The 13,673-nt window shown below is 71.6% G+C and carries 17 protein-coding genes; 11 read left to right on the top strand and 6 right to left on the bottom strand.

Annotation, left to right across the window (positions count from 1 at the left end; genetic code table 11):
* The first annotated feature begins 50 nt into the window (after positions 1-50).
* From ACZ7OH_RS02900 to ACZ7OH_RS02870, 7 genes are all read left to right on the top strand, one after another.
* On the top strand, positions 51-1,748 hold the full coding sequence (locus ACZ7OH_RS02900) for a sodium:solute symporter family protein (protein ID WP_470279297.1): 1,698 nt from the start codon (positions 51-53) through the stop codon (positions 1,746-1,748).
* Between the two features lie 10 nt (positions 1,749-1,758).
* Positions 1,759-2,043, top strand: coding sequence for a hypothetical protein (locus tag ACZ7OH_RS02895; protein WP_400894166.1), 285 nt, complete (start codon positions 1,759-1,761; stop codon positions 2,041-2,043).
* A gap of 47 nt (positions 2,044-2,090) precedes the next feature.
* Positions 2,091-3,095 (top strand): DUF3558 domain-containing protein, encoded by a 1,005-nt coding sequence (locus ACZ7OH_RS02890; protein ID WP_470279296.1) that lies wholly within the window; start codon positions 2,091-2,093, stop codon positions 3,093-3,095.
* A 67-nt stretch (positions 3,096-3,162) separates the two neighbouring features.
* On the top strand, positions 3,163-4,164 hold the full coding sequence (gene dhaK, locus ACZ7OH_RS02885) for a dihydroxyacetone kinase subunit DhaK (RefSeq protein ID WP_470279295.1): 1,002 nt from the start codon (positions 3,163-3,165) through the stop codon (positions 4,162-4,164).
* Positions 4,164-4,793, top strand: coding sequence for a dihydroxyacetone kinase subunit DhaL (gene dhaL, locus ACZ7OH_RS02880; RefSeq protein WP_470279294.1), 630 nt, complete (start codon positions 4,164-4,166; stop codon positions 4,791-4,793). Before dhaK ends, dhaL begins: the two co-directional genes overlap by 1 nt.
* A complete protein-coding gene (gene dhaM / locus ACZ7OH_RS02875) occupies positions 4,790-5,467 on the top strand; it encodes a dihydroxyacetone kinase phosphoryl donor subunit DhaM (RefSeq protein WP_470279293.1) in 678 nt (225 codons plus the stop codon). The genes dhaL and dhaM overlap by 4 nt, the downstream gene beginning before the upstream one ends.
* Positions 5,468-5,587: 120 nt before the next feature.
* Positions 5,588-7,354 (top strand): 3-hydroxyacyl-CoA dehydrogenase family protein, encoded by a 1,767-nt coding sequence (locus ACZ7OH_RS02870; RefSeq protein WP_470279292.1) that lies wholly within the window; start codon positions 5,588-5,590, stop codon positions 7,352-7,354.
* On the opposite strand, the gene ACZ7OH_RS02865 is transcribed toward ACZ7OH_RS02870, so the two are convergent.
* From ACZ7OH_RS02865 to ACZ7OH_RS02850, 4 genes are all read right to left on the bottom strand, one after another.
* Positions 7,355-7,504 (bottom strand): hypothetical protein, encoded by a 150-nt coding sequence (locus ACZ7OH_RS02865; RefSeq protein WP_470279291.1) that lies wholly within the window; start codon positions 7,502-7,504, stop codon positions 7,355-7,357.
* 78 nt (positions 7,505-7,582) lie between these two features.
* Positions 7,583-7,993 carry a tRNA (N6-threonylcarbamoyladenosine(37)-N6)-methyltransferase TrmO gene (gene tsaA / locus ACZ7OH_RS02860; RefSeq protein ID WP_470279290.1) on the bottom strand — a complete coding sequence of 137 codons (411 nt, stop codon included), beginning with the start codon at positions 7,991-7,993 and terminating at the stop codon, positions 7,583-7,585.
* Positions 7,990-8,415: a nucleoside deaminase gene (locus tag ACZ7OH_RS02855; protein WP_470279289.1), complete on the bottom strand. Its 426-nt coding sequence runs from the start codon at positions 8,413-8,415 to the stop codon at positions 7,990-7,992. The genes tsaA and ACZ7OH_RS02855 overlap by 4 nt, the downstream gene beginning before the upstream one ends.
* Positions 8,412-9,251, bottom strand: a complete 840-nt coding sequence (locus ACZ7OH_RS02850; RefSeq protein ID WP_470279288.1) for an LLM class flavin-dependent oxidoreductase — start codon at positions 9,249-9,251, stop codon at positions 8,412-8,414. The genes ACZ7OH_RS02855 and ACZ7OH_RS02850 overlap by 4 nt, the downstream gene beginning before the upstream one ends.
* A gap of 93 nt (positions 9,252-9,344) precedes the next feature.
* Here ACZ7OH_RS02850 and ACZ7OH_RS02845 point away from each other — a divergent pair, with 93 nt between their 5' ends.
* Together ACZ7OH_RS02845 and ACZ7OH_RS02840 are read left to right on the top strand one after the other, a co-directional pair.
* Positions 9,345-9,809 (top strand): Lrp/AsnC family transcriptional regulator, encoded by a 465-nt coding sequence (locus ACZ7OH_RS02845; protein ID WP_400894149.1) that lies wholly within the window; start codon positions 9,345-9,347, stop codon positions 9,807-9,809.
* Positions 9,793-10,317, top strand: a complete 525-nt coding sequence (locus ACZ7OH_RS02840) for a P-loop NTPase family protein (RefSeq protein WP_470279287.1) — start codon at positions 9,793-9,795, stop codon at positions 10,315-10,317. Before ACZ7OH_RS02845 ends, ACZ7OH_RS02840 begins: the two co-directional genes overlap by 17 nt.
* Before the next feature lie 2 nt (positions 10,318-10,319).
* Here the strand turns inward: ACZ7OH_RS02840 and ACZ7OH_RS02835 are convergent, their stop codons facing one another.
* Positions 10,320-10,796: an Lrp/AsnC family transcriptional regulator gene (locus tag ACZ7OH_RS02835; protein ID WP_400894145.1), complete on the bottom strand. Its 477-nt coding sequence runs from the start codon at positions 10,794-10,796 to the stop codon at positions 10,320-10,322.
* Positions 10,797-10,854: 58 nt separating this feature from the next.
* On the opposite strand from ACZ7OH_RS02835, the gene ACZ7OH_RS02830 reads away from it, so the two are divergent.
* Positions 10,855-11,973 carry a trans-sulfuration enzyme family protein gene (locus ACZ7OH_RS02830; protein ID WP_470279286.1) on the top strand — a complete coding sequence of 373 codons (1,119 nt, stop codon included), beginning with the start codon at positions 10,855-10,857 and terminating at the stop codon, positions 11,971-11,973.
* On the opposite strand, the gene ACZ7OH_RS02825 is transcribed toward ACZ7OH_RS02830, so the two are convergent.
* Entirely contained in the window at positions 11,970-12,182 is a 213-nt protein-coding gene (locus tag ACZ7OH_RS02825) for an FmdB family zinc ribbon protein (RefSeq protein ID WP_286002422.1), read from the bottom strand. The genes ACZ7OH_RS02830 and ACZ7OH_RS02825 overlap by 4 nt on opposite strands.
* Positions 12,183-12,474: 292 nt before the next feature.
* On the opposite strand from ACZ7OH_RS02825, the gene ACZ7OH_RS02820 reads away from it, so the two are divergent.
* Entirely contained in the window at positions 12,475-13,599 is a 1,125-nt protein-coding gene (locus tag ACZ7OH_RS02820; protein WP_470279285.1) for an alkaline phosphatase family protein, read from the top strand.
* The last annotated feature ends 74 nt before the right edge of the window (positions 13,600-13,673 follow it).

Below are 13,673 nucleotides of genomic sequence, written 5' to 3'. Positions count from 1 at the left end.
GCAGTGGTGATTCCTGTGGGTTGTTGTCCAGTTTGAAAAGAGGTGGGTCGGTGCTCGTCCTAGCCGATGCGAACCTGCGACTCGACGCGAGCGCGATCGACTACATCGAGTTGGCGTTCTACTTCGTGCTGGTACTCGGCATCGGGTACCTGGCGCGGCGTCAGGTGTCCAGCAGCCTCGACTTCTTCCTCTCGGGCCGCTCGCTGCCCGCCTGGGTCACCGGCCTGGCGTTCATCTCGGCGAACCTCGGCGCGGTCGAGGTCATGGGCATGTCGGCCAACGGCGCCCAGTACGGCCTGCCGACCGTCCACTACTTCTGGATCGGCGCGATCCCGGCGATGCTGTTCCTCGGCATCGTGATGATGCCGTTCTACTACGGCTCGAAGGTCCGCAGCGTCCCCGAGTTCATGCGGCGGCGCTTCAACCCGATCGCCCACCTCGTCAACGGCGTCAGCTTCGCCGCCGCCCAGATCCTGATCGCGGGCGCGAACCTGTTCCTGCTGGCCAGCGTGGTGAACCTGCTGCTCGGCTGGCCGCTGTGGGTGTCGATCATCGTCGCCGCGGCGATCGTGCTCTCCTACACAGCGCTCGGCGGTCTCTCCGCGGCGATCTACAACGAGGTCCTGCAGTTCTTCGTGATCGTCATCGCCCTGGTGCCGCTGACCATCATCGGCCTGGTCAAGGTCGGCGGCTGGCAGGGCCTGGTCGACAAGGTCACCAACAGCCCGGGCGGCACCGCGCAGCTGCACTCCTGGCCCGGCGACAACCTGACCGGCTTCGGCAACAACATCCTGTCGATTCTCGGCATCGTGTTCGGTCTCGGCTTCGTGCTGTCGTTCGGCTACTGGACGACGAACTTCGTCGAGGTCCAGCGCGCGATGGCGTCGAAGAGCATGTCCGCCGCGCGGCGCACGCCGATCATCGGTGCGTTCCCGAAGATGTTCGTCCCGTTCATCGTCATCATCCCCGGCATGATCGCCGCGGTCAGCGTGTCCGAGTACGTCAAGGACAAGCAGATCCTGCTGGACGGCGGCAAGGAACCCAGCGGCGTCACGTTCAACAACGCGCTCCTGCTGCTGATGCGCGACCTGCTGCCGAACGGCATGCTCGGCATCGCCATCGCCGGCCTGCTGGCGTCGTTCATGGCCGGCATGGCGGCCAACCTGAGCTCGTTCAACACGGTCTTCACCTACGACATCTGGCAGACCTACGTCCAGAAGGACAAGCCGGACGGCTACTACCTGCGCCTCGGCCGCATCGTGACGTCGGTCGGCACGATCCTGGCCATCGGCACCGCGTTCATCGCGTCGAACTCCGGCAACATCCTGAACTACCTGCAGGACCTGTTCTCCTTCTTCAACGCGCCGCTGTTCGCCACGTTCATCCTGGGCATGTTCTGGAAGCGGATGACCCCGCACGCCGGCTGGATCGGCCTGGTGCTCGGTACCGCGTCCGCGATCACGATCTGGGGCCTTTCGCAGGCCGGGGTGCTCGGCCTCCACGGGCAGGGCACCAGCTTCGTGGCCGCGGGGACCGCGTTCGTCGTCGACATCGTGGTGAGCGTCGTGGTGTCGCTGGTCACCAAGCCGAAGCCGGACGAAGAGCTGGTCGGCCTGGTCTACTCGCTCACGCCGAAGGAAACGCGGCAGCACGACGAAACCGGCGAGAACGCGGGCTGGTACCGCAAGCCGGGCCTGCTCGCGGGCATCGTGCTCGTCCTGACCATCGCCCTCAACGCGATCTTCTGAGGAGGCCGCAATGGCTACCGAATCCGGAGCGCGGCCGCACAAGGCCGGCGCCTTCGACATCCGGCTGATCATCGCCCTGCTGATCGGCGTGTACGGGATCATCCTGACGATCATGGGCATCGGCTTCACCTCCGACGAGGAGATCGCCAAGGCCGCCGGCGTCAACATCAACCTCTGGGCCGGCATCGGCATGCTGGTCGTGGCCGCGCTGTTCGTCATCTGGGCGAGGGTCCGGCCACTGGTCGTGCCGGCCGAGCCCGAGAGCGAGGACACACCAGCGGCCCCGGCCGAATAGCCGGGTTGTCCGGACACGGGCGCGGAGTTCCGGCTACCGTGCTCCGCGTGCTCCTCCACGTTCGGCGCCGCCGTCTCCCGAAGCTGTTCCTGCTGGTCACCGCCCTCGTGCTGCCGCTGACCGCGTGCGGGCCGGACCTCGGCAAGTCCAACTTCGCGCGGACGACGGTGCCCGCGGGGGCCAGTACCGGCCAGACCACCGACGGCCCGATCACCGACGCCGCCGTGGCGGCGAACGTGCTGCGCACGATCAAGCCGTGCCAGTTCCTGACCAAGGACGCCCTCGGCTCGCTGGGGCTCGGCACGGCCGAAGACGACCCGTCGCCGTCGTCGATCGCCTTCGACCGCTGCAGCAACAAGGTGAAGGACCCCGGTGGCAAGGAGATCCGGCTCGACTTCGAGATCGGCAACACGCTCCTGCCGCGCGCGGACCAGACGACCGGCCAGGTCGGCGGGCTGCCCCTGCGCGTGAACAAGACCGACGAGACCAGCTGCACGGTCGCGGCGATGACGGCGCTCAACCCGGACCTGGCCCTGACGCTGTCGGTCACCTACGTCGGCGACCCGTGCCGTCCCGCCCAGACGGTGATGGAGGCCGCGGTCCAGAAGGTGCACAACGGGCCGGAGAAGTACCCGACGCCGTCGGGCACCGTGCTGACCGCCGACCCGTGCGCGGCGGCCGACACCGCGGCGGTGACCCCCGTCGTGCCGTCGCCGAAGTCCGCGCCGACGGGCCTGCACTCGTGCGACTGGAAGAGCAACGGCACCGACCCGACCGTCACCGTCGAGTTGCGGCCCGGTCTCCCGCCGCTCGAAGGCGACGGGTACTCCAAGGTGGACCTCGGCGGCGGCGTCACCGGCTTCCGGAAGAAGGGAACGACCAGCTCGTCGCAGTGCGAGGTCGAGTGGCGGCACCGGCCGTGGCAGGGCGACGATGTCGAGCTGGCCCAAGTGGACTACCGGAGCTACGCCGCCCAAGCGGACACCGACGATCCGTGCGGCAAAGCGGTCACCGTCGCGAAGAACGTCGTCACGAAGCTGCCCAAGCCCTGATCTGGCGGTCGGCCGCGCGGCGAGGTAGGAAGGGGACACCCCACCCGCCGATGTGCCGGAGGCTGCCGTGAAGAAGATCATCAACGATCCGGCGAACGTCGTCGCGGAGTCGCTGCGGGGCCTCGCCGCCGCGCACGCCGACCTCCTCCGCGTCCAGTACGACCCCGACGTCGTGGTCCGCGCCGACGCGCCGGTGGCGGGCAAGGTCGCCGTGATTTCCGGCGGCGGGTCCGGGCACGAGCCGCTGCACGGCGGGTTCGTCGGCCCGGGCATGCTCGCCGCCGCCGTGCCCGGCGCGGTGTTCACCTCGCCGACGCCGGACGCCGTGCAGGCCGCCGTCACCGCGACCACCGGCGACGCGGGTGCCCTGCTCATCGTGAAGAACTACACCGGCGACGTGCTGAACTTCGAGACGGCCGCCGAGCTGGCCGCCGCCGACGGCCTCGAGGTGCGCAGCGTCGTGATCGACGACGACGTCGCGGTCAAGGACTCGACGTACACCGCGGGCCGCCGTGGGGTCGGCGGCACCGTGCTGCTGGAGAAGATCACCGGCGCGGCCGCCGAGCGCGGCGACTCGCTCGACGCCGTGACGGCGCTGGCGCAGAAGGTGATCGGCCAGGTGCGTTCGATCGGCGTGGCGCTGACCGCGCCGACGGTGCCGCACGCCGGCACCCCGAGCTTCGACCTCGGCGACGGCGAGATCGAGTTCGGCATCGGCATCCACGGCGAGCCCGGCCGCGAGCGGATCCCGCTCGAACCGGCCGACGCGCTGGTGGCGCGGCTGGTCCAGGCCGTGGTGGAGGACCTGCCGTTCGAGTCCGGCGACCGGGTGCTGCTGTTCACCAACTCGATGGGCGGCACCCCGCTCGTCGAGCTCTACCTGGCGCACGGCATCGCCGAGCGCTTGCTCGCCGAGCGTGGGATCGTGGTCGAACGCCGGCTGGTCGGCCCGTACATCACCAGCCTCGAGATGCAGGGGATGAGTCTGACGTTGCTCAAACTGGACGACGAGCTGACCGAGCTCTGGGACGCACCGGTCAACACCGCGGCGCTGCGCTGGGGGCTTTGATGACCTGCAAGGCCGACGGGGTCGCGGCCGCCGTGCGCGCCGCCGCGGCCGTGCTGGCCGACCACCGCGTCGAGCTGATCGAGCTCGACCGCGCGATCGGCGACGGCGACCACGGCGAGAACATGAACCGCGGGTTCGCCGCCGTCGTCGCGGCTCTCGACGCGGGTGCGCCGGAGACACCGGGCGCGGTCCTGAAGCTCGTCGCGACGACGCTGATCTCCAAGGTCGGCGGGGCCGCGGGTCCGTTGTACGGCACGGCTTTCCTGCGGGCCTCGACCAAGCTCGGCACCGCCGAGGACCTCGACGTCCCGGCTCTCCTTGAGGCGTTGCGCGCCGGCCTTGAAGGCGTCCAGGCCCGCGGCAAGGCCGTGGGTGGCGACGCGACCATGGTCGACGCCCTGATCCCGGCGGTGTCGGCCGCGGAGAAAGCGGCCGAGGACGGCGAGGACGTGGCCGCGGTGCTGACCGCGGCGGCCGACGCGGCCGACCGCGGCGCGGAGTCCACAGTGGACCTCGTGCCGCGCAAGGGCCGCGCCTCCTACCTGGGCGAGCGCGCGGTCGGGCACCTGGACCCCGGCGCCCGGTCGTCGGCGCTGCTGCTGCGCGCGTTCGCGGAGGCCGCCCGGTGAGCGTCGGCATCGTGCTCGTTTCGCACAGCGCGAAGCTCGCGGAAGGCCTGGCCGAGCTGGCCGCCCAGATGGCTCCGGACGTCACCATCCTTCCGGCCGGCGGCCTCTCGGACGGCTCGATCGGCACGGACTACGACGAGGTCGTCGCCGCTACTCAGCGGGCCGACTCCGGCGACGGTGTCGTGCTGCTCTACGACCTCGGCAGCGCGCAGATGACCGCCGAGCTCGCCGTCGAGTCGCTGGCCGACCCGTCGGCCGCCGTCGTCGCGGACGGTCCGCTGGTCGAAGGCGCGATCGCCGCCGCGGTCGCGGCGCAGTCGGGCAAGGACCGCAAGGCAGTGGCGGAGGCCGCTGCCGCGGCCGGGCTGCCCGAGGACCTCGCGCCCGCCGAACCCGCCGCCGGTGCTGGGGGTGACGAGATCGAGCTGGTGCTGCACAACGAGGTCGGGCTCCACGCGCGCCCGGCCGCGGTGCTGGTGCGCGCGCTGAGCGCGTTCGACGCCGAGGTCACCGTCCGGCTCGGCGACCAGGAGGCCGACGGGCACAGCGTGCTGGGGCTGATGTCGCTCGGCGCCCGCCAGGGTGACCGGATCCGCGTGCGGGCGCGCGGCCCGCAGGCCTCCGCCGCGCTGGACAAGGCGAAAGAGCTGGTGGACGGCAATTTCGGCGAGTGACCCCGGGTCGCCGACCGGGTGACTTGCGCGGTACTGACTCGATTCCGTCTGGGCTTCGGGTGGTGCCGTGTGGCAGAGTCAGGGGCCAATTACCAGCGAGTAACATCTCTGGAGGCCTCGATGGCGCGGGACATCTCGACGGTCGGAGTGGTCGGCCTGGGCACGATGGGGGCCGGGATCGCCGAAGTGCTCGCGCGCAGCGGGCTCGACGTCGTCACGGTCGAGCTCGACGAGGCCGGCGTCGCCCGCGGCCGCGGGCACCTGGAGCACTCGACCGAGCGCGCGCTCTCGGGTGGCAAGCTCGACCGGGCCGGCCGGGAGGCGTTGCTGAGCCGGATCCGGTACGGCACCTCCCTCTCCGATCTGTCCGAAGTGGACTTGGTGATCGAGGCGATCCCGGAGAGCCTGGGGCTGAAGGCCGACGTCTTCTCCCAGCTGGACAAGATCACCCGGCCCGAGGTCGTCTTCGCGTCCAACACGTCGTCGCTGTCGATCACCGAGATCGGCGTGCACACCGCGCGGCCGGGCAAGGTCGTCGGGATGCACTTCTTCAACCCGGCGCCGGTGCAGAAGCTGGTCGAGATCGTCAAGACGGTGGTGACCGAGCCGGAGGTGGTCGCCGACGTGGTCGCGTTCGCCGAGCGGCTCGGCAAGGTGCCGGTGGTGATCGGCGACCGGGCCGGGTTCATCGCGAACGCGCTGCTGTTCGGTTACCTCAACCACGCGGTCCGGATGTACGAGCAGCGCTACGCGACGCGCGAGGACCTCGACGCGGCGATGCGCTTCGGCTGCGGCTACCCGATGGGGCCGCTGGCGCTGCTCGACCTGATCGGGCTGGACACCGCGTACGAAATCCTCGACACGATGTACCACCAGTCCCGCAACCGGCTGCACGCGCCGGCGCCGCTGCTCAAGCAGATGATCACGGCGAACCTGCTCGGCCGCAAGACCGGCCGCGGCTTCTACCCCTACGACGCGCCGGATTCGCCGAACGTGATCGCTTCCGAGGTCGTGTCCACTGTGGACTCGGTGCCGCCGCGCCCGGTCGCTCGCGTGGGCGTGGTCGGCACCGGGACGATGGCGACCGGCATCGCCGAGGTGTTCGCCAAGCGCGGCCTCGACGTCGTGCTGCGAGCGCGGAGCCTGGAGAAGGCGCAGGCGTCCGTGGCTCGCGTGAAGAAGTCGCTCGACAAGGCCGTGGTGCGCGGGAAGCTGTCCGAAGAGGACGCTTCGGCTGCGCTGGGCCGGATCACGCCGGTCACCGACTTCGAGGCGCTGGCCGACGTCGACCTGGTCATCGAGGCGGTGGCCGAGGAGCTTTCGGTGAAGCAGGCGGTGTTCGCGGCGCTCGACGAGGTCGTCCGCCCGGGCGCGGTCCTGGCGACGACGACGTCTTCGCTGCCGGTGATCGAGTGCGCGGCGGCGACGTCCCGGCCGTCCGACGTGATCGGCCTCCACTTCTTCAACCCGGCGCCGGTGATGAAGCTGGTCGAGGTGGTCTCGACGATCGCGACGGCCCCGGACGTCGTCGCGACGGCGAGCGCGGTCTGCGCGGCGGTGGGCAAGCACGCGGTCCACTGTGGAGACCGGGCGGGCTTCATCGTCAACGCGCTGCTGTTCCCGTACTTGAACGACGCGGTGAAGATGCTGGAGGCCCACTACGCGGGCGCGGACGACATCGACACGGCGATGAAGGTGGGCTGCGGCCTGCCGATGGGCCCGTTCGAGCTGCTGGACGTCGTCGGCCTGGACGTATCGCTGGCGATCCAGCGGACGCTGTACAACGAGTTCCGCGAGGAGGGTTTCGCGCCGGCGCCGCTGCTGGAGCACCTCGTGACGGCGGGGCGGCTGGGCCGGAAGACCGGCAAGGGCTTCAAGGACTACTGATCAGCTGCCCAAGCTCAGCGCGACGCGCCCGGTGCCGCTGAGGTCGGGACGCCCCGGCCGTGCCGGCACGGCGGGTGCGCCGGAATCGGCCAGGTCCAGGCCGACCCGCAGCGGGCCGACCAGGGCCGCACCGCCGGCGGTCGCGAGCATCAGATGCCCAGGGGTTCGTCCTGGTTCGTGGAGCCTGTGACGGCGCTTAGGGGCGGCTCCCGATCGTGATCGTCCGGCTCAGCGGTCGGTCACCTCGCCCAGGACCGGCTTCACGTCCAGGACCGGGGTGCCGTCGATCGCTTCCAGGCCCGTCACCGTCAGCGTTCCTTCTTCGACCGCCGTCACCGTTACCGTGTGGAGGCCGATCGGGTTGGGGCGGTCCGGGGATCGCGTCGAGAACACCCCTTCGCGGGGGCGGTCCGGGTCGCTGCGGGGGTGCACCGACTGGACCTCGCGGTCGGCTTCGTGCAGCCACGTCAGGAGGACCAGGCGGTCGCCCGGGCGGAGGTCGGCCGCCGCCGGGTGGTACTCCGGGTTGAACACCACCCGGGCCGGTGGGGCGCCCTCGTCGCCTTGTCTCGGGGCCTTCGCGCGGTCCGTCAACGGCGACTCGATGCGTGCCACCGGGCGGACCTCGTAGCTCGTCACTGGTAGTAGCCCTCGACCGGCACGCGGGCCTCGTCGAACAGCGCCGGGCCCTCCGTCTTGTAGCCCCACGTCACCGGCGGGCGCAGCGTGAGGAACTGCTCCGACGACAGCGCGTAGACGACGCGGCCGAGCCCGGACCGCTCGATCGCGCCCGTGCACATGCCGCACGGCTGGGTGCTCGTGAACATCGTCGTCGTCGCCGCGACTTCCGGGGCCAGGTTCTGCGCCGCCCAGCGGGCGAGCTTCAGCTCCGGGTGCGCCGTGATGTCGTTGTCGGTCAACGACGTGTTGCGGTCCTCGGCCAGGATGTTGCCGTCGGCGTCGGCCAGCAGCGAGCCGAACGGCGGGTTGCTGTGTTCCTCGCGCGCCTCGCGGGCGAGCTCGATCGCGCGGCGCAGCAGGGCTTCTTCGGTGTCCTTCACCGGTTCTCCTTCCAGGACGCGGCGATCGCCGCGAGGTCCCGCCACGCGACCTCCGGGTGGAGGGTCTCGGCGGGGTCGGCATCGAACGGGTCGAGCACGACGGTGTCCGCGCCCAGCTCCCGCAACTGCGCCAGGTCGTCGACGACCTGGTCGAGCGTTCCTTCTCCGGCACGCCGATCCGGCCCATTCACCGGGGTTTCGGTCACCCGCAGCAGGATCCGCGGCGCGAACGCCGGCACCGGCCGGTCGCCGGCGAGGTTCTTCAAGCGCGCCAAGCCTTCCCGGAACCCGGACATCGTCAGCCGCAGCGGGTGCCACGCGTCGCCGAGCTCGAGCGCGCGGCGCAGCCCGGCGTCGCTGTGCCCGCCGAGCCACAGCGGGATCGGGCCGGCGCGGTAGTCGTCGTGGTCGGCCCACGCCGCGCGGATCGCCCGCAGGTACTCGCTGGTGAGCTTCCCGCGCTGCTCGAACGGCACGCCGAGCGCGGCGAACTCCTGCTTCGCCCAGCCGATGCCGGCGCCGAGCACCAGCCGGCCGCCGCTGAGCGCGTCGAGGTTCGCCGCCATCCGGGCCACCAGCAGGGGATGCCGGTACGGCACGACCAGCACGGTGGTGCCGAGCCGCACCCGCTCGGTGACACCCGCGAGCCACGACAGCGTCGTGAACGGCTCGTAGAACGGCGCCGGGTACTGGCCGGCGACGTCGGGCGTGATCGCGACGTGGTCGGAAACCATCAGCAGGTCGAAACCGAGCCCTTCCACCGTCCTCGCCCAGGCGCGCAGCACGCCGGGGTCCGTGCCGGGGCCGAAGTTGGGGACGTTCACGCCGATCTTCACCGGGAAAGGCTATCGAGGTCGAAGCCGTGATCGGAAGGGAATGATCACGGCGTTCGGCGGTTCCGGCCGTGGATCTCGCGGTATATTCGCCGAATGACCGAGAGTCTGGACCCGACGGACTGGGCCATCCTGGTCGAGCTCCAGCAGGACGCCCGGCTGCCGCTCACCGAGCTCGGCCGCCGCGTCAACCTCAGCGCGTCGGCCACCACCGAACGGCTCCGCCGGCTCGAGTCGGCCGGCGTGATCACCGGCTACCGCGCCGACATCGACCTCGGCAAGGTCGGCTACCCGGTGCTCGCCGTCGTCCGGCTCAAGTACCCCGGCAGCCGGCACGAGGCACTGCACAAGCTGCTCGGCGAGCGCTTCGAGGTCCTCGAATGCCTGCGCACCACCGGCGACGACTGCTACACGCTCAAGGTCGCCGCGGCCTCGATGGCCCACCTCGAGCGCACGATGGACGAGCTGGCGCAGTTCGGCAGCACCACCACGAGCATCGTCTACAGCCAGACCCTGCCCTACCGCGGACCGCGGGAGCCCGCCCGTGACCTCGAAGCCTGAGCGCATCGTCGTCTACGGCGTCACCGGCTCGGGCAAGTCGACGCTCGCGGCCCGGATCGCCGAGCGCGCCGGCCTGCCGTACGTCTCGGCCGACGACCTCACCTGGGAGCCGGGCTGGGTCGCGGTCCCGGACGACGAGCAGCGCCGCCGCATCGCCGAGGTGTGCGCGGGGGAGCGCTGGGTCCTAGACGCCGCGTACGGCAGGTGGAGGGACGTCGTCCTGCCCCGCACGCAGCTGATCGTCGGCCTCGACTACCCGCGCTGGCTTTCCCTGAGCCGCCTGGTGCGCCGGACCGCCGTGCGCTCGGTGACCCGCGAGCGGATCTGCAACGGCAACGTCGAGTCGTTCCGCCAGATGTTCTCCGCGGACTCGATCATCCGCTGGCACTTCAGGTCGTTCGCGCGGAAGCGGGCGACCATCCGGGACTGGGCGGCGTCGTCGCCGGGCCCCGCGGTCGTGCGGCTGACCTCGCCGCGCGAGACCCGCCGCTGGCTCTCGACGCTCTGACGTCAGGCGCCCGGCGGCAGCAGCGGGCCGCCGCTCCAGTGCTGGAAGACGAGGTTCGTGTGCACGCGGGCGACCTCGTCCCGCGCGGTCAGCTCGTCGAGGACCAGGCGCTGCAGCTCGCCGGCGGAGCTGGTCGCGACGTGCGCGAGGAAGTCGTCCGGCCCGGTCAGGTGGTAGACCGCGCGGACCTCGGGCAGCGACAGCAGGTGCTCGACGAACGGGTCGACCAGCGGCCGCCGGTGCGGGCGGACCTGGACGAACAGGAACGCCTCCAGCGGGCGGCCCAGCTTCGCCGCGTCGACCGACGCGTGCTGCCCGGTGATCACGCCGGTGTCCCGCAGCCGGCCGACGCGGTCCAGGCACGTCGACGGCGCGATGCCGACCGCCGCCGCGAGGTCCTTGTTGGTGATCCGGGCATCGTTCTGGAGCAGGCGCAGAATCTCGAGGTCGACCGGACTCAGTTCGACGGAATCAGGCATCGGCGAATGATATCCGAGACTGTTGCCCCGGATCCGGTGAAAGCTCGACGATGCTGGCATGACCTCCTCGCTGCGCACCCGCGCCGTCCACGCCGGCCGTGACGACCTCACGGACCTCGGCGTGCACGCCGCTCCGTTGGACCTGTCCACGACGTACCCGTCCCGCGACAGTGCCGCCGAAGCCGCCCGGATCGACGCCTTCGCCGCCGGCGCCGAGCTCGACGGGCCACCGATCTACGGCCGGGTGGGCAACCCGACCGTGGAGCGGTTCGAGCGGGCCCTTGCCGAGCTCGAGGGCTTCGAGCACGGCGTCGCGTTCGCCAGTGGCATGGCCGCCGTCTCGGCCTGCCTGCTTTCCGCGGTGGCGCAAGGGAAACGACACGTCGTGGCGGTGCGCCCGCTGTACGGCTGCAGCGACCACCTGCTCGAGTCCGGGCTGCTCGGCACCGAGGTCACGTGGGCCGCGCCCGAGGGGGTCGCCGCCGCGCTGCGGCCCGACACCGGGCTGGTGTTCGTCGAGACGCCGGCGAACCCGACCCTCGCCGAGGCCGACATCGCCGCGCTGGCTCTCGCCTGCGGAGACGTGCCTCTGTTGGTGGACAACACGTTCGCGACGCCGGTCCTCCAGCGCCCGGGCCGCCACGGCGCGCGGATCGTGCTGCACAGCGCGACGAAGTTCCTCGGCGGCCACGGCGACGTGATGGGCGGGATCGTCGCGTGTGACGCCGCGGAAGCCGCGCGGCTGCGGCAGATCCGCTTCGCCACCGGCGGCGTGCTGCACCCGCTCGCCGGATACTTGTTGCTACGCGGGCTTTCCACGCTGCCGCTGCGCGTCAACGCGGCGTCGGCCACCGCGGCGACGCTGGCCGCGCGGCTCGGCGACCACCCCGCGGTGACCGCCGTCCACTACCCGCGGATCGGCGGCCCGCTGGTGGGGTTCGAGGTCGACGGCGACCCGCACGCCCTGATCGGCGCGGTCCGGCTGATCACGCCGGCCGTGAGCCTGGGGAGCGTCGACACGCTGATCCAGCACCCGGGGTCGATCAGCCACCGCATCGTCGACGAGGGCGACCGGCACGACGCCGGCGTGTCCGACCAGCTGATCCGGCTTTCGGCCGGACTGGAGGACGTCGAGGATCTCTGGGCCGATCTGGAGCAGGCGCTGAAGGCGCTCTAGCCGCAGCAGCCGCCGCCACAGCAGCCACCGCCGCCACCGGCCGGGACCGCGGGACCGCTCGCGGCCCCGGTGAGGGCGACGGTGGTGAGCAGCTTGACGGTGTCGGTGTGGCCCTCCGGACAGGCCGCCGGCGCGCCGGATTCGCTCATCGGGCGCAGGAGCTCGAAGGTCTCGGTGCACTCGCGGCAGCGGTAGGCGTAGGTCGGCATGCCGCGATTATCGCCGGAAACGCCTTGCCGGGACAGCCCGGGTCTTCGCGGTGGCTCGCGAGAGTGCTGGGTTGGGGCTCCCGGGACTCGGCTACCGGGCCGCGGCATCGCCGGGGGCGTGCGCACCGGGCCGTGGGGTCGGCGGAGTGCTGACCGGTGGCTGCCGGGACTCGTCCAATCGGGGCTGCGGATTGCCGGGCGAGCGCCCAGGGCCTCGGCCTTGACGAGGGCTTCTGCAACCGCTCGTGCTTACCGCTCGGCCGCCCGGACCTGCCAGTGGGAAGCTGAGCGCGTGCAGCCGCCTTCGCTTGCCGATGTTCCGCACCTCGGCCAGGTCGTCCCGTCCCTGCTCGCCGCTCTCGGGGTGCCCGGCTGCGGGAACACCCTCGCCGTGCCGGAGGCGCGCAGTGCCGCGGTGCTGCTCGTCGACGGGCTCGGCCAGGAGCTGCTCGCCTCGCACGCCGCGGACGCGCCCGTGCTGACCGAGCTCGCACGGGAGTCGCTGCGCGTGGGCTTCCCGTCCACGACCGCCGCGGGCGTGGCCGCGATCGGCACCGGGCTCGCGTCCGGTGAGCACGGCATGGTCGGCTACACCTTCGAGATGCCCGGCACCGGTGTGCTCAACGCGTTGCGCTGGTGCAGCCACGAAGACGGCAGTGACCTTCGGGGCGCCCTCCCGCCCCGCGAGGTGCAGCCGTTGCAGACGACGTTCGAGCGGGCCGCCGCCGCGGGCGTCGACGCGGCCGTCGTGTCGTCCGCCAAGTTCCGCGACACGGCCCTGACCCTGGCCACCCAAAGCGGCGCGCAGTACGCCGGCGTGCACGCGCTGGGCGACCTCGCCGCGCGGACGTTGTCGGTGCTGGACGGGCGCGCGTTCTGCTACGCCTACCACAGCGAACTCGACCTGCTCGGCCACGTCTACGGCCCCGGCTCGGCGGCGTGGCGGATGCAGCTGCGGCAGATCGACCGGCTCGTCGAGTCCCTTGTGGACGGTCTGCCGCCCGGCGCGCTGCTGGCGGTGGTGGCCGACCACGGGATGGTGACCGTCGACGACAAGCTCGACCTCGAAGACGTCCCCGAACTCCTGGAAGGCGTCCGGACGTTCGGCGGCGAGGTGCGCGCCCGGCACGTCTACACCGAGCCAGGTGCGGCCGCGGATGTCCTCGCGGCCTGGCGCGAGGTGCTGGGCGAGCGGGCGTGGGTGCGCTCGCGGGAAGAGGCCGTCGCCGAAGGATGGTTCGGGCACACCGTCAGCGACCGGGTGCTGCCGCGCATCGGCGACGTCGTCGCGGCGGCCCGGGACCGGTTCGGGATGGTGCGGGGGCTCGCCGAGGCCGTCGAGACGTCGCTGATCGGGCAGCACGGGTCGCTCACCACCGCCGAACAACTGGTTCCGCTCGCCCTCGCCCAGGGCTGACGCGTCCGGTTTCCGGGACCGTGCGCCCGCGGGAACTTTCCCGGGCGGGGCCCCGACCTGTCCACTGCGTACCC

The sequence above is a fragment of the Amycolatopsis sp. NPDC114478 genome (assembly GCF_055633805.1).
The sequence above is the reverse complement of the archived record's forward strand: the minus strand, read 5'-3'. Positions and strand labels throughout refer to the sequence as shown.

Bases quoted from the DNA above. Each gene is read 5' to 3' on its own strand.
- ACZ7OH_RS02825 (WP_286002422.1), bottom strand. From the start codon at position 12,182: ATGCCGACCTACGCCTACCGCTGCCGCGAGTGCACCGAGACCTTCGAG.
- ACZ7OH_RS02895 (WP_400894166.1), top strand. From the start codon at position 1,759: ATGGCTACCGAATCCGGAGCGCGGCCGCACAAGGCCGGCGCCTTCGAC.
- ACZ7OH_RS02830 (WP_470279286.1), top strand. From the start codon at position 10,855: ATGACCTCCTCGCTGCGCACCCGCGCCGTCCACGCCGGCCGTGACGAC.
- ACZ7OH_RS02870 (WP_470279292.1), top strand. From the start codon at position 5,588: ATGGCGCGGGACATCTCGACGGTCGGAGTGGTCGGCCTGGGCACGATG.
- ACZ7OH_RS02835 (WP_400894145.1), bottom strand. From the start codon at position 10,796: ATGCCTGATTCCGTCGAACTGAGTCCGGTCGACCTCGAGATTCTGCGC.
- dhaL (WP_470279294.1), top strand. From the start codon at position 4,164: ATGACCTGCAAGGCCGACGGGGTCGCGGCCGCCGTGCGCGCCGCCGCG.
- ACZ7OH_RS02845 (WP_400894149.1), top strand. From the start codon at position 9,345: ATGACCGAGAGTCTGGACCCGACGGACTGGGCCATCCTGGTCGAGCTC.
- ACZ7OH_RS02865 (WP_470279291.1), bottom strand. From the start codon at position 7,504: ATGCTCGCGACCGCCGGCGGTGCGGCCCTGGTCGGCCCGCTGCGGGTC.